This is a genomic window from Bacteroidia bacterium, from assembly GCA_019695265.1.
In the GTDB taxonomy this organism is placed as follows: Bacteria; Bacteroidota; Bacteroidia; order JAIBAJ01; family JAIBAJ01; genus JAIBAJ01.
Genome location: JAIBAJ010000002.1, coordinates 81,200 through 95,657, shown reverse-complemented (window position 1 = coordinate 95,657; position 14,458 = coordinate 81,200). Strand labels below are relative to the sequence as shown.

Sequence of the window (14,458 nt, the reverse complement as noted above, 5' to 3'; positions counted from 1 at the left end):
TGCACTACCCGTTAGAGAGAATCGTTCTTTTGAAAGAAGGGTCAAAAATAGACATTCTAGAAGCAAACATAAAACCTTTACTAACTATAAACCAACTTATTAAACCTTAACTTAATGACATTGCCCTTCCGCCTACCCAATTCCATGCAAATCCCCAACATTTGGAGTTGGCGTTCGGGTCACGCTTTCGGCTGTAGTCCTCGTCCCCCTAGGCTATCGCCGTCGGTGTCCTGTGGGCTACTTGCCTCAATCGTTGCCCGGGGGTGCAAACCCTGAATGTTCTGCAAGGAATGAAAAACCACCCTTCGAACATGCACTTTCACCTCGGGTAGGGATAGCAGTGGAAAGCCCACAGACGACCGTGGCGTTAGCCCGGGCGGCGAGGACTTGAAACGGATAGCCCGGACCTGAGCCCCTAAATACTAGGGAAATGAACTCCTTTTGTGCGAAGGTACCCGCATCATAAAAAACCTCATTTATTAAAAATGGTAAAATATTTAAACCCTGGAATCAAAAACTTCGTCAAAAGTGAAAATTCCCTATTTTTGTAATCTGAAAAAATTCCTATTCATATCGCTTTGTTTTTGCTACCTGGCCTCCACCACTGAGTTCCATGAAGTATTTAAACTTCCAGCCTTAGTGAGTCATTATTTCGACCATCATCGCGCAAACCCTGAATTAGGCATTTTGAATTTTTTAAAATTGCATTATTCTTCCGGTTCAGATTCTAATGATCAGGAAGACCAAAAATTACCATTTAAATCCCATCCGGAGTTTGCCTATTCGAACATGATTTTGCATTTTCATACCGGAATGCAGGTTTTCGTTTGGAAATCCAATTTATCTCATAAACCGGACTTAATTCCTGGTTCGGCGCTGTTTCTGCAATCCGATTACCTTTCTAAAATATGGCAACCACCTAAATTATTATTGTTTTTTTGATCACCCTTCGAAAGCCAATTTCCAAAAAACTTTAAAAATTTAGACAATGAAATTTCAACTTTTAAGTGCAGCCCTACTTACCGTAATAATCGTATTCAATTCTTGTAAAAAAGACAGCACCGACTATGCGTCGCAAGCCACCTGCACCGGAACAACTCCAACTTACACCAACGAAATAGCCGATATTTTAAATAGCCGATGTGCCATGAGCGGTTGCCACAGTGCATCTTCAGCTCAGGAAGGAATTAACCTTTCCACCTACGCTTCGGCCAGTAATCAATTTTTAACCAACGACGATAACCTGATTGCCATTCACCATGGCAGTGGGGTAAAAGCCATGCCTGATGGAGAGCCTCAAATGGATGCAACTACCATCAACAAATTGGATTGCTGAGTTAAAAACGGCTGCCCTCAATAGGGAGTTTCCCATTACTTAAAACAACTCTTGCCTATGTGTAAACACATGGGCTTTTTGCCTATTCCTTCAACTTATTAAACATGTTGAATTCTATTATTGCGTTTTCCATACGCCAAAAATTAATTATAGGCCTGTTTACCATCGCATTGGTTGTAGTTGGAATTTACCAAACTTCTCAACTACCAATTGATGCAGTACCCGATATTACCAATAACCAGGTTCAAATCATAACCATCGCACCTTCATATGGGGCAACGGATATTGAACGTTTGGTTACCTTCCCTATCGAACAGGCCATCAGCAACATTCCGGGAAAAACCGAAATCAGAAGTTTCTCCCGGTTTGGACTTTCTCTTGTTACCATTGTTTTCGATGACGCTACCGATGTATATTGGGCTAGGCAGCAGGTATCCGAGCGACTTAGCACAGTTCAAAATCAAATTCCAAACGATATTGGTGCCCCTGAACTCGGACCAATTACCACCGGTTTGGGTGAAATTTACCAATATGTGGTTCGACCGGAAAAAGGATACGAATCACAATACAATGAAACCGAGCTAAGAACCATTCAGGATTGGGTGGTCAGAAGGCAATTACTTCAAGTAAAAGGAGTAGCCGATGTAAGCAGTTTTGGAGGTAAACTAAAACAATACGAAATTTCCTTGGACCCCAACCGTTTACATGCGTTGGGCCTAAGCATTTCGGATGTTTTTACGGCCTTAGAAAAGAACAATCAAAATACCGGTGGCGCCTACATCGAACGTGGACCTTCGGTGCTGTTTATTCGAACTGAAGGTTTATTGAGTTCCATACAAGATATGGAAGAAATTCCGGTAATAAACACAGGATCAGGTGTTCCGGTTCGTATTAAAGATGTAGCAGACGTTAAACTTGCCCACGCCATTCGGTATGGAGCCATGTGTTACAACAACGAAGGTGAAGTAGCAGGAGCCGTTGTTATGATGCTCAAAGGTGGAAATAGTTCAGAGGTTATTAAAAATGTAAAGGCCGAAATAGAGAAAATTCAGAAAACCCTGCCCAAAGGAGTTCGAATCGAAGCCTTTCTCGACAGAACCAAAATGGTGAATAATGCCATTTCTACAGTGGAACAAAACCTATTGGAAGGCGCATTAATTGTGGTTTTCATCTTAGTTCTGTTTTTAGGAAATTGGAGAGCAGGTTTACTGGTGGCTTCCATTATTCCTTTGTCCATGTTATTTGCTATTACACTCATGAACCTCTTTCATGTAAGTGGTAACCTGATGAGTTTGGGTGCCCTGGATTTTGGATTAATCGTAGATGGGGCCGTGATTATTGTGGAAGCAGTCATGCACCAAATTGCTCATAGTTATCGTCTGGGTTTTAAGTCGGTACTTTCTCAACAAGAAATGGATACTCAGGTCAACAAATCCGCCAGCAAAATGATGAACAGTGCTGTATTTGGACAGGTCGTTATTTTGATTGTTTACCTACCAATTTTGAGCTTAAGTGGAATCGAGGGAAAAATGTTCAAGCCCATGGCCCAAACGGTTTCCTTTGCCTTAATTGGAGCCTTTCTGTTATCACTTACTTATGTTCCTATGATGGCTTCATTAGTCCTAAGCAAGAACGTGCACCATCAACCCAATTTTTCAGATCGACTCATGTCTAAAGTTGAAAAAGCATACCGAAGTCTATTAATGAAATCACTCCGACACCCCAAAACCATACTCAGTGTAGTGCTGATTTTATTTGTTTCAAGCGTTTTTATTTTGGCAAACCTGGGGGGTGAATTTATTCCGGCCTTAGAAGAAGGAGACTTTGCAGTAGAAACCAGGCTATTAACGGGAAGTAGCCTAAGTGCCTCCATCGAATATACTCAAAAAGCTGCAGGCATTTTAAAGTCCCGGTTTCCGGAAGTTGAAAAGGTGGTTACTAAAATCGGATCAGGTGAAATCCCATCCGATCCGATGCCTTTGGAAGCCGCTGACTTAATGGTAATTTTAAAAGACAAAAAAGAATGGACCTCGGCATCAGGATTCAACGAATTAGCAGAGAAAATGAGTTTGGCACTGGAAGAAGTACCCGGAATAACTACCGGATTTCAATACCCGGTTCAAATGCGTTTCAACGAACTAATGACCGGAGCACGACAAGATGTGGTTTGCAAAATCTTTGGCGACAACCTGGACACCTTGCAACTCCTAGGAAGCAAACTGGGAAAAATTATCGATCAGGTTGATGGCGCTGAAGATTTATTCATAGAACCCATCAATGGAATGCCCCAGGTGGTGGTGAACTATTACCGACCGGCCTTGGCTCAATACAATTTGAATATAGCCGATGTAAACCGAATAGTAAACACCGCTTTTGCAGGAGGAAGTGCAGGTTTGGTGTACGAAGATGAAAAGCGATTCGACCTGGTAGTTAGGCTCAACAAAGACCTGAGAACAGATCCGGAGCATTTGGAAAATTTATTGATTTACACACCCAACGGAACTCAAATTCCCCTTCACCAATTAGCCAAGGTAGAAATAATCAATGGTCCAAACCAAATTCAGCGAGAAAATGCCAAACGAAGAATTGTAGTTGGATTTAACGTCAGAAACAACGATGTTCAAACCGTTGTTGAACGTCTGCAAGCCAAAGTTGACAAGGAACTAAAACTGAACACAGGGTATTCCATCACCTACGGCGGAGCATTTGAAAATTTAAATGAGGCCAAAAGCCGACTTGCACTAGCTGTTCCGATTTCGCTTATCCTGGTATTTCTGATGTTGTTTTTTGCCTTTAATTCAGTCAAACATGGCTTATTGATTTATTCAGCCATTCCCTTATCGGCCATAGGAGGTATTTTCTTTTTAGCCATTCGCAATATGCCGTTTAGCATTAGTGCAGGGGTTGGATTTATAGCCTTGTTTGGGGTAGCAGTTTTGAATGGAATTGTGCTTATTTCGGAATTTAACCGATTACGTCAACTAGGATTTTCCAACTTGTACAAAGTAATTCTAACCGGCACACAATTGCGATTGAGGCCTGTGCTAATGACAGCCTTTGTTGCATCCTTGGGTTTTTTACCCATGGCATTGAGCAATGGATCCGGAGCCGAAGTACAGCGTCCATTGGCAACAGTTGTAATTGGAGGCTTATTGCTGGCAACTTTTCTTACCCTGTTTGTTCTTCCCATCCTATACATTTTGTTGGAAAAACGAAGCGGACAGCTTGTTCGAATTTCCTCTGTTGCTATAATCATTACCTTCCTGGGGAGTTACAGCCATTCCGCTTCAGCTCAAGAAATTGATTTGAAAAGTGCAATCGATTCTGCCATAAAAAACAACTATGCAGTTAAAAACATGGTTTTGATACAAGAATACAAGGAAAAACTACGAAAATCTTCCTTTAACCCTGATCAAACCCAGGTAACATTTGAAACCGGATCTATTAATAGTGCCTTTTGGGATACCCGGATTTCGATTAACCAATCCTTCCAATTTCCAAGCATTTATTCCAAAAAGAATTCCGTTGCAAAGAATGAGATTCAACTGGCCTTTTTGGAAAAGCAACAAACCGATTTGGAAATAACCCGTGAGGTACAGGAATGCTTTTTTCAATACCTCTTGCTTTTAGAAAAGGAAAAAATTCTGAGCAAAACCGATAGTTTGATTGCAGAATTTTCTAGAGTTTCTACCCTTCGATTTGAAAAAGGAGAAAGTAATTTGCTGGAAAAATCCTATGCTGATGTTTTATCCGGCAATATACACCTGCAAAAGAAAAACCTACAGAACGAACTGGAATTATGCATCTTGAGATTCCAATTAATCTTAAACACCCCAATAGCTTATACACCGAAACCGGGTTCCATCAAATTTGAACAGCTCAGTCTTGGCCAAGCCGAATCTCACCCGTATCAAAAAACATGGGAACAACAAATTCAACTAGCCCAAACCAACCTTTCACTTCAAAAGGCCCAAATGTTACCCAACCTATCGCTAGGATTAACTAACCAAAGTTTTAGGGGGTATGGTTCAGATAATAAATTTTATACCGGCAAAACCAGGTTTACATCCTATCAGGTTGGTGTGGGAATTCCACTGTTCTTCGCAGCCGGAAGATCTCAAATAAAAGCACAGGAAACTAAATTAAAAATAGCCCAAAACGAGGCTTCCTGGAAAAAAACATGGTTGGAGAATCAGTTGAAAATTGCCGAACAACAGCTTAACAACTGCAAAGAACGACTTCAGTATTATGAAAACCATCAATTGCGTGATGCCGGACAAATTTCAACCCTGGCAAAAAAACAATTCCAGGCCGGCGACATAAATTTTCTAGACTGGGCAAACCTCCAAAAACAAGCCTTTGACATTCAAATGAACTACCTCGACGTGGTTCAGGAATCCAACAATTATTCCATTCATTTACTTTACTTAAAAGCCTATTAACATGAACAACATACAATGGATTTTTGCAGTACTTATTCTCAGTTCCTGTGGAAAACCAAACGAATCCAGCACTGCTGAACTTGAAAAGCCTGGTGCTCATAACACCCTAAAACTAACTGAAAAACAGTTAACCGAATCCAAGGTAGTACTTGGCAAATTGGAAGAAAAAGAACTTTCAGCAACTATTAAAGTCAATGGAAGAATAGATGTTCCACCTCAAAACCTGTTATCGGTAAGTGCCCCATTGGGTGCCTACCTCAAGTCTACCAAACTTTTGCCGGGAATGCATCTGGCCAAAGGAGAAGTTATTGCCGTATTAGAAGACCAACAATACATACAACTGCAACAAGACTATTTAACAACCCAGGCTAAACTCGAACAGGCGGAATTGGAATTTAAACGCCAAAAAGAGCTCAATGAAAGCAAAGCTAGTAGCGATAAAGCTTATCAACAAGCCAAATCTGAATTTCAGAGTTTGAAAATCAACCTTAGCGCCTTGGGTCAAAAACTCCGGTTAATTGAAATTGATCCTAACCAATTAAACGACCAAACACTTTCTAAAAGCATAACCCTGCACGCACCTTTCGATGGATTTGTATCCAAGGTAAATGCTAACATTGGCAAATATGTTAGTCCGACAGATGTATTATTCGAATTGGTAAACCCCAATGACATTCACTTAAACTTAAGAGTTTTTGAAAAGGATTTAATTCAGATGGAAATTGGACAAAAGCTAAAAGCATATACCAATTCCAATCCGGGGAAAAAGTTCAATTGCGAAATAATTTTAATCAGCAAGGACATAGCCCCCGACCGAACTGCAGAGGTGCATTGTCATTTTGAAAATTACGATAAAAACCTTCTTCCGGGTATGTACATGAATGCGGATATACAGTTAAATAATAAAAAATCGTGGGTACTTCCCGAGCAAGCTGTTCTGTTTTTTGATGGCACTTACCATGTATTTGTTAAAAATGGTGTCTTCTTTACTCTTACCCCGGTAGAAATTGGAATCAAGGAATCGGGTTGGATTGAAATACTGCATGCCGAACAGTTGAAAAATCAAAGCATTGTGGTAGAATCGGCTTATACCCTACTAATGGCTTTAAAAAACAAGGCAGACTAGAGAAGACAAAAGCAATTGCACGAATAAAATCAATCTAACTCCAACCCTAATTTTCTTTTTTACGAACTTTGCATCCAATATGATGACACCTCAACGCAGGAAAGAAGTAGAAAAACTCCTTCAATCTCAACACCTGGAAATTGTTTTAGACACCTTAGACCTCATTAAAAACGAGGGTGATATTAACCTTATTAAACCTTTAGCCAGTTTAATGAATGAAACTGACAATGAGGAAATTATCAAAACAGTGATTGAAATTTTTCGGGGAATTAAAGACCAAAGCGCCGTTCCATTTTTGATTGAGGTTTTGGAAAACAATCAATCCTTTGGAAATAGATCCAGCATAGTAGCAGCTTGTTGGGAAGGTGGATTAAAATTCGATTCTCACCTTTCATTCTTTGTTGATTTGGCTTTACGTGAAAACTACCTCGTTGCCCTAGAATGCGTTACCCTCATAGAAAACATGGGGAACGACATTCCTGAAACCGAGTTATTGACCAACATAGCTAAAATCAAGCAAAACCTAGAGCCGGGTGAGGATAAAAAAGATGAATTGCTCGTAGCTTTAATTGGAATACTTGACGAAAAAAGAAGCGCCTCTTTACAAAACTAAGCTTTTTTTCTTACTTCTTCCAAGGTTCGGTAAGCTTGTTCAGCATGCCGATCCATGTGGATTTCGAAAAAATCAATGGTTTGAAAAATGTCCAACCGTCCCATGATGGGATGTTTGAAAAGCTCTTTTGTTAAGTCTTGCTCTTCCAATGCTTTAACTATGGAATAAAAGTTTTGTCTCACTTCGGCCCATTGCTTCTCAGTTTCTTCCAGGGTAATATTTGCCGGAGGATCAGCAACCACATTGGGTGCTTTAAATTTCATAGGAATTGAAAAGGCCAACTTTCCTACCACCATCCTAAGTGTATTTACCAGGCCCGATTGTTTCACTTGATCCTTGCCCAACACCTTTTTTTGCAAATATAAATTGGTACCACGCTCGGCTATTACCAAATGTTGCAATGCTTGAACCGCACTCCAGCGTTGAGGCCCCGGACTTCTCATTAAATCCGCACTAGTAGCTGATTTAAGCCTGGCAAAGATGGCTTCTCTTTTGGTCTCCAACGACTTAAACTTCGATTCAAATTTTGGATTCATAGTATTTCTTTCCACAAAGAAAAGGATAGTTTTTAAGCAAATTCCGAATTTATTTTGAATTTATAACATTTATTCGTCAGGTATTTAGGTATTTTTGCCCACCATCATGCCTGAAAAGTTAGTAATCATACCAACCTATAACGAAAAGGAAAATGTAGAAAGCATGATCCGTAAGGTGATGTCCTTACCGGGCGATTTCCACTTGCTGATTGTGGAAGACAATTCCCCGGATGGCACGGCTGCGATTGTAAAGCGATTGCTTCCCGAATTTCCCGATAGACTTTTTATCGAAGAAAGAAAAGGAAAATTAGGCTTGGGCACAGCCTATATCCACGGTTTTAAATGGGCCTTAGCCAAAAATTATGAGTTTATTTTTGAAATGGACTGTGATTTTTCGCACAATCCAGATGATTTATCCAGATTATACGATGCCTGCAAAACCGGTGGTGCCGATTTATCCATTGGAAGCCGTTACATCAAAGGTGTTAGCGTAGTGTATTGGCCCATGGGTCGTATCATCATGAGTTATTTTGCCTCGGTTTACGTAAGGGCCATTTTAGGAATGAAAACCATGGACACAACCGCCGGTTTTAAATGTTACCGACGCATAGTTTTAGAAACCATTCCACTCGACAAAATCAGATTTTTCGGATACGCTTTTCAAATTGAAATGAAATTTACTGCCTGGAAATTTGGTTTCGAATTGTGCGAAGTACCTATCATATTTACTGATCGAACGGCAGGAGAAAGCAAAATGAGTACCGGTATTTTCCGTGAAGCCTTTTTTGGGGTTTTGGAAATGAAATGGAAAAGCATGTTCCGCACTTTTAGCCGCAAGAAAATATAGCTTATTCCGCTTTTTAGTTTAATTAGGCGGGCCCCCTTTCGCCCATAAAAATAGTGTAAAAACCGGAGTTTCAACCTATGGCTCAAGGGTCACGCTATCGGCTGTAGTCCTCGTCCCCCTAGGCTAAAGCCGTAGTGGTACTGTGGGCTACTTGCCTCTATCGTTGCCCGGGGTGCAAACCCTAAATGAAACATTTCAAAGTAAAGTGGAGTGTGTTTCATTAGTATCCAAAATTGTCATACGAAACGAATAGCCAGGTTTTGAAAAAAATGTTTGGCAGGTTCAAACGTAATTTTTTTTAGATATAAATACCTTTCTTTCACTTACCCGGATCTTACCAGATTTTTATAGTCTATAATTTTTTAAAACTTATAATTGAAAACGGCTAAAACAAATGCACAATTGCCGCGAGTCTTGCACCCTCGGGCAACGATAGAGGCAAGTAGCTCCCGGCAAAAAGGGCAATGGTGGGCCGGCTGCCGGGACTACAGACGATAGCGTGACCCGAAGGCCCATTGCAGATCCATAAAAATTTTGCAGAAAGCCGGTTGGGCTGAGGGGGCCCGCCAAAAAAACATCGCTAACTTATTCCTTTACCAATTTCCGAATTTCTCCTCCAAGATTCAAAAAGTAAACTCCTGGATTTAGGCCGGTAAGCAACAAGGATTGGCCCGAACTAACCCGGGTTTCCAACACTGCAATTCCAAGCAAATTCCGGATAGTTAACTCCTGAAGACCCTGATTTTCAAACACTACCACCAACTCTTCCTTAGCCGGATTGGGATAAATACGCAAACTGCTGCTACCTAACTCATCCACACCTGAATCGTCGTTTGGTGCATTAAACGTAGGCTGAGTAATGGCAAAATCCCCTGTACCATTTGGAATTCGGGCAAAACTAATATCGGAAGTTTGTACCCCCCAAACAACCGCATCGATAAGATGCAAAGCTGTATCAGAAAGAGTTAAACTCTCTGAAGTGGCCGACAGTTTAAAATTAGAATGATTAACCCCCTGTGTTTGATCTTCATCAGCCCATACAATGTAATAACCATTTCCAGGTATAATAGATCCATCCGGGAAGGTCCACTTCGTAAGAGATAAAGAATCATCGCTCAAGTAAAAGCCCGATAAATCAATCGGTTCAGAGCTTAAATTGTAAAGTTCAATCCAATCATCGAACTCACCGGCTTCATCGGTGGCCGTGGAAGAATTAGATGCCATTAACTCATTAATAACCAACCGAATGCCAGATTCACCTCCGGTAGTTGCCTGAATAGTATAAAATTCATGTTCGGCGCGGGCAGGAGAAAAAATTCCGGCATCGTTGTTTTCGGCATACACATAATACTGAGGGGTCAAGGATTGAATAGTAATGCTAATTCCATAAATTCCATTACCTGCAATTCCATCGTCCGAAATTCCGTCATCATACATAGGATATCTGATAAATCGCTCCAAACTACTATTTCTCAAACCCAAAAACACAGAAGTAGCACCGGAAACCGAAACTAAAATTTGGATGTTGGAGTTCAAATTCGGAGAAAGATTGGAAGGATTAACAGAAGCAATAACCGGCGGAATGAGATTAAATTCTGAATTGGTTTGAAAATAACTCAGGCGTCCATTCATCAAAGTAGCTATTCCAGGAATAGAATAATTTCCATTTGTTACATTTTGTGTTAAACCGCCCTGAAAGTCGGCATATGAGTAAAAGCCGGTTGTTTCAGATTGTACAGCAGTATCAATTAATGCTTGAAAACTTTGGGCCAGATTAAGATAGGAATTAGCTGAAATAATTTCTTGTACCATGGTACGGATATGAGCCATATACATACGTTTATACTGTGGATTTTCCTGGATTCGGTTAATCAAAGGCCAGTACAAATCGGTGGCATGAATGGTTGGAGACAATTGTTGCATATTGGCAACGGTCAAAGTACCCATTGAGGAACCTGCATTACCAATATACGGGAAACCGCCAAAACTCATATTCAAATCCCAAACTATGGGAACATACCTTTTGGTTCCATCGCGATACAAATAATAGTTTTGGGAAAATACACCCATGTAACTATCCAGATTTACCAGAACATTATCGAACGCCAACATCCAAATTACTCGATCCAAATCGAGCATATTTTCAATTGTTTCAGGATGATTAAGAATACTATCGCAAAGATTAACCAAATTGGTCCATCCAAAATCCGATTTAATTTCATAAAAGTTAAAATAGGATGTACTGTCTGAACCCAGAAATTTTAAATTGCTTTTAGTGGAAGGACTAGGATTTAATAAAGGATTACATTTAATGAAGGTATTGGACGAACTGCCAAAATGTTCGGAACAGAAGGCTTTGTTAACGCTTTCGACATTGGAATAGACTCCCAGGTAATTGGAATTGATATAAACCTGAGCAAAATTGGATCTGGGGCAATCCATATAATTAGCAAGAAGACTATAAGAAAGCACTTCTCTTATTTGTGAAGGATCATCAAAGCCATTACCCAATTTAACATCTTTGAAACCTTGGTAGGTATGACTTTTAAATTCATCCAAAGAAAGGTGCAAAGGATTTTTCACATAAGTTGAATCATAGGAAGAATTTCCTTTGTACTTCACCCCTACGCTATCCATGGTTACCCCATTGATTCGAATGGAATCGGCAAAAACATAGCCATCCATGCCCAACTTGGAGGTATCCATTTGGTAATCCCAATTGGGGGTTGAAAAGAAAATTTCAATTTTTTGTATTTGATTTAGGTCATAGAAATCACCTTGAGCAACAACAGAAACTGAAGTCAGGAACAGGCTTCCCAATGTACAAAGTATGCGTTTCATAAAGCAATAGTTATTGAACTATCAAGCGTTGGCTGCTTGTAGAAGTTTTCACAAAATACAAACCGGCAGACAGTTCTGAAAGAGAAATCTCCATTTCCTGACCCGGCGAATAAATATAAGAAGCTAGGATTTTACCTGTTGCATTCAACAATACCAAGGTTTCGGGTTCTTTAGCCAGGTTATTTCTGAAAAAGAAAGAACCGGAGGCCGGATTGGGGTAAAGAAATGCATTTTCAGCAGATAGATCCGATACTGAAGTTCCAAGGCAATTGCTGCAACTTGAGAAACACACCGGATCTAAAACGGTATCGGCTAAAACTTGAATAGAACGGGAACTATTCACTTGACATTCAACCGGAACCGTTTCCTGGGTTTGGGAGGAATTTCCATTGAGATATAGATAGGAATAAGTACCCGGCAATACATATGAAATTACCTCATAAATACCAGCCTCAAAGGAATACATATAGACACTTTCAGAATTCCAGTTTTGAAAATCGGCGAATAAATGTACTCCGCTAGGATCAACACTTACTTCCGACATATTTACCTTGGTTCTCAACAAGGCTAAACCTGCAGGTGCATTTCCTGCGAAAAGGATAGCCCCAACGAAGGTGGTATCGTTTGCCAGGGAATCAACATATAACCAACGATTATCTACAAAATTGTAACCTACTCTGGATTGAACCGGAACAAATTCTACATCGTAGGACTGATCACCATTCAAAAAAACGTATTCATATTTTTGGTATGCCGGAATATCCACCACAATGCTGTATATATTGGTAGCGGAATCTTCCAGGTTAAGCGGAGTGGAATTCGGGGACCAATCTAAGGGATATCCTGCTGCCACCTGAAAGTCGCCCATTACATGCATTCCGGTAGCATTTACCACCCAACCGGTCATATCTACTGCAAACTTTACTTTTTTGGCTTGGGCTGAAATGGCCAAAAATGCTAGAAAAACTAAAGCTATCTTCTTCATGGCAGAAATTATTTGATTATCATTATTCGTTTATAAACAGTTGATTTACCTTGTTCAGCAATGGCCAATAAATATATCCCATTACCATATCCGGACAAATCAATTTCTTTGGAGTTTGCTGCTGTTAGTATGCTTCGACCAACCGGATCAAAAACTTCTACATTAAAGGACTCTCCATTTAATCCAATATTATTGATATAAACCTTGCCGTTGGAAGGATTTGGAAAAACGGTAGTTAGAACCTGACTTTCAGGAGTATCCACTCCAATGGAGATAGAAAAGTTAAAGTATTCAGAATAACGCTTATAACAATCCCCGTCGTCGGTAATCCTAACCATGTAATAACCCGATTCCGTAGGTGTGTAGGATGCCTCAGTAGCTCCGGGAATTAGAACCCCATTTTGGTACCATTGGTAAGTGGAACCGGCAGAACTGGATAAGGTATTCCCATTTTGAGTAATAGTTGGAATTGCAGGAGCATCTTGAGACACAAAACAGGAAGTATAGCGATGGGCTTGAGGAATAGTTCCATTAGCCGTATAAGTCCAAAGCTGAGTGCCTGCTGAATTTATTTCATAAACAGTCCCGGATTGAGCGATGCAAACCATCATGTTTCCATTGGGAAACTGTTCAGAATTTCCCATGTTATTGCTATGACCATTACAGGTTTGACGAAGAGTGTAGCTTGAAGGAGAAAAAGCAGAACCTGGAGTCCAGTCGTAATTAAAACCATTCAATGGAGGAGAAACCAAATCAACTGATGATTGGTTTTGAGAAACCCCATTGTTATTAAATCCTACTAAATAACCTGCATTGGGGTAACCTTCCGGAATCCAATGTGCATCATGAACCACGTTCAAAATAGCTGTTCCTGGAGCATCATAGTGAGCAGGATCTCCCCAGCGGTAAAGAATATCGCCACCTTTTCCTGACAAACCTCCGGAATGAGAGGCCGCTTCAGCAGTGGTAGTGCTATGATCTATTACAAAAATCTGATCCAAATTATGACAACTAAAAGCAATTTGATCCAAAATAGGGTTGTAATCAATACCATTCATATGCATCCAATCTTTCACAATGGAAGTATTATTATAATTGATATCAAGCAATTCCGGATGATCGGCCACAACACCGTAATTATTTTTTGAAGCATCATAATCCTGAACCAAATGATCCCATGCATGCCATTCCCAAACAATCGTAGCACTATTGGTTCCGGTGGGTTGAAATTCAACAATTTTATCAGGCCACATCACGTGGGAATTGTTGCAACCTGCGGTTGTTACCTCCGCAGCAGTTTTTGCTTCATAAGCAATAGCCAAAATGTTTCCATTGGGTAATGGACAAAAATCATGGTGAAGATTATAGGATGAATTAGAATAGGTATAATCCCACAAAACAGTTCCATTCCAATCAACCATTTGAAGTCTTCCGGTCATTCCTCCTCCCATAAAGGTATTATTTTGAGCGGTCAAGGAACGAATCAACTTTCCACCGGGCATCATATAGGCTGAATAACCGGTACTACCTGACAAGGTCCAGGAGTGGTATGTTGCACTGGCGGTATCAATTAATTTAGCCGATGTTTGATTTTGAACTGCAATGAGGGTGTAATTTCCCCACTGTTGGGAATAAGCTGAAAAAAGTCCTTGGAAGAAAAGGATTCCAAATAGGCTGATGGCAACGAGTTTTTGTTTCACGAAATAAAAATTTTGCCCTATGACCAAATTGG

10 protein-coding genes are annotated in these 14,458 nt (G+C 40.3%); 6 read left to right on the top strand and 4 right to left on the bottom strand.

All coding sequences use genetic code 11. The features are described 5' to 3' along the window. The first annotated feature begins 528 nt into the window (after positions 1-528). From K1X82_00940 to K1X82_00920, 5 genes are all read left to right on the top strand, one after another. The gene (locus tag K1X82_00940; protein ID MBX7180652.1) at positions 529-942 is read left to right on the top strand and encodes a hypothetical protein; all 414 of its coding nucleotides are present in this window, start codon (positions 529-531) and stop codon (positions 940-942) included. A 46-nt stretch (positions 943-988) separates the two neighbouring features. Further along, the gene (locus K1X82_00935) at positions 989-1,336 is read left to right on the top strand and encodes a hypothetical protein (protein MBX7180651.1); all 348 of its coding nucleotides are present in this window, start codon (positions 989-991) and stop codon (positions 1,334-1,336) included. A 104-nt stretch (positions 1,337-1,440) separates the two neighbouring features. Beyond that, on the top strand, positions 1,441-5,778 hold the full coding sequence (locus tag K1X82_00930; protein MBX7180650.1) for a CusA/CzcA family heavy metal efflux RND transporter: 4,338 nt from the start codon (positions 1,441-1,443) through the stop codon (positions 5,776-5,778). Position 5,779: 1 nt separating this feature from the next. Next, positions 5,780-6,904: an efflux RND transporter periplasmic adaptor subunit gene (locus K1X82_00925; protein ID MBX7180649.1), complete on the top strand. Its 1,125-nt coding sequence runs from the start codon at positions 5,780-5,782 to the stop codon at positions 6,902-6,904. A gap of 79 nt (positions 6,905-6,983) precedes the next feature. Beyond that, on the top strand, positions 6,984-7,517 hold the full coding sequence (locus K1X82_00920; GenBank protein ID MBX7180648.1) for a hypothetical protein: 534 nt from the start codon (positions 6,984-6,986) through the stop codon (positions 7,515-7,517). On the opposite strand, the gene K1X82_00915 is transcribed toward K1X82_00920, so the two are convergent. Next, entirely contained in the window at positions 7,514-8,053 is a 540-nt protein-coding gene (locus K1X82_00915; GenBank protein MBX7180647.1) for a DinB family protein, read from the bottom strand. The genes K1X82_00920 and K1X82_00915 overlap by 4 nt on opposite strands. 106 nt (positions 8,054-8,159) lie before the next feature. Between K1X82_00915 and K1X82_00910 the strand changes: the two genes are divergently transcribed. After that, on the top strand, positions 8,160-8,900 hold the full coding sequence (locus tag K1X82_00910; GenBank protein ID MBX7180646.1) for a polyprenol monophosphomannose synthase: 741 nt from the start codon (positions 8,160-8,162) through the stop codon (positions 8,898-8,900). 585 nt (positions 8,901-9,485) lie between these two features. Here the strand turns inward: K1X82_00910 and K1X82_00905 are convergent. The 3 genes from K1X82_00905 to K1X82_00895 are packed head-to-tail and all read right to left on the bottom strand — an operon-like array spanning position 9,486 to position 14,426. Beyond that, positions 9,486-11,741 (bottom strand): CotH kinase family protein, encoded by a 2,256-nt coding sequence (locus K1X82_00905; GenBank protein MBX7180645.1) that lies wholly within the window; start codon positions 11,739-11,741, stop codon positions 9,486-9,488. A 10-nt stretch (positions 11,742-11,751) separates the two neighbouring features. Next, complete coding sequence (locus K1X82_00900; protein ID MBX7180644.1) at positions 11,752-12,726, bottom strand: T9SS type A sorting domain-containing protein; 975 nt, start codon at positions 12,724-12,726, stop codon at positions 11,752-11,754. 8 nt (positions 12,727-12,734) lie between these two features. After that, positions 12,735-14,426 carry an aryl-sulfate sulfotransferase gene (locus K1X82_00895; GenBank protein ID MBX7180643.1) on the bottom strand — a complete coding sequence of 564 codons (1,692 nt, stop codon included), beginning with the start codon at positions 14,424-14,426 and terminating at the stop codon, positions 12,735-12,737. Between the last annotated feature and the right edge of the window lie 32 nt (positions 14,427-14,458).

Bases quoted from the DNA above. Each gene is read 5' to 3' on its own strand.
- K1X82_00935 (MBX7180651.1), top strand. From the start codon at position 989: ATGAAATTTCAACTTTTAAGTGCAGCCCTACTTACCGTAATAATCGTA.
- K1X82_00930 (MBX7180650.1), top strand. From the start codon at position 1,441: ATGTTGAATTCTATTATTGCGTTTTCCATACGCCAAAAATTAATTATA.
- K1X82_00925 (MBX7180649.1), top strand. From the start codon at position 5,780: ATGAACAACATACAATGGATTTTTGCAGTACTTATTCTCAGTTCCTGT.
- K1X82_00920 (MBX7180648.1), top strand. From the start codon at position 6,984: ATGATGACACCTCAACGCAGGAAAGAAGTAGAAAAACTCCTTCAATCT.
- K1X82_00915 (MBX7180647.1), bottom strand. From the start codon at position 8,053: ATGAATCCAAAATTTGAATCGAAGTTTAAGTCGTTGGAGACCAAAAGA.
- K1X82_00910 (MBX7180646.1), top strand. From the start codon at position 8,160: ATGCCTGAAAAGTTAGTAATCATACCAACCTATAACGAAAAGGAAAAT.
- K1X82_00905 (MBX7180645.1), bottom strand. From the start codon at position 11,741: ATGAAACGCATACTTTGTACATTGGGAAGCCTGTTCCTGACTTCAGTT.
- K1X82_00900 (MBX7180644.1), bottom strand. From the start codon at position 12,726: ATGAAGAAGATAGCTTTAGTTTTTCTAGCATTTTTGGCCATTTCAGCC.